The 684-nt window shown below is 46.2% G+C and carries 1 protein-coding gene; it reads right to left on the minus strand.

From position 1 onward, the window contains the following. Positions 1 to 153: 153 nt before the first annotated feature. Positions 154 to 684, minus strand: a 531-nt coding sequence (locus tag KIV40_RS27095; RefSeq protein ID WP_285352277.1) for a PTS sugar transporter subunit IIA, incomplete at its 5' end; no start/stop codon positions are given.

The following is a 684-nucleotide window of genomic DNA, read 5'->3' on the forward strand; positions in this document are numbered from 1 at the left end:
GTAACGCTTTCATAATTTTTAGACCTTTTAACTATGTAATCTGTATAGATGACGGTTCAACAACATACTTCTAAACCGTGAGCTATCTAGACTGGGAAAATGAGGCCAGGGGGGGCTGGCCTCGGTTCACTCAGGAGCTTGACTTAAAGCTTCTTATTGTCCGTTTAGAATCTTCAGAACATCCTCTGGGTTAGTGGTGTTCTGTAAGCGTTCCACTGCTTCTTCGTCATCAAGTGAATTCGTGATAGCCATCAGTACCATGTTGTGCTCGTCACCTTGAGCTGCGATACCGATTACCATTTTCGCGATATCGTCTTCGTCTTCGCCCCATTGAATACCTTCAGGGTACTGACAGAATACGATGCCGGTCTTTTGTACGTGCTGTTTTGCTTCAATCGTGCCGTGCGGTACTGCGATAGACTCACCTAGGTAAGTTGAAACCAGCTCCTCACGAGCGAACATGCCATCTACATATTCAGGTGCTACATTGCCAAGTTTCACAAGTTGCTCACCAGCAAACTTAATCGCTTCGTTCTTATCCGCAGCTTTTAGGCCAAGGAAGACCGCATCACTTGTTAGTGCTAGGCCTTCTTCTTTTGACTCTTCTTGTGCAGGCGCTGCTACAGGTGCTACTTTTGCTTCACCGCTTTGTGCTTCAACCAGTTCTGCAACCAAGTTGTCGTA

It is taken from the genome of Vibrio sp. D173a (assembly GCF_030248475.1).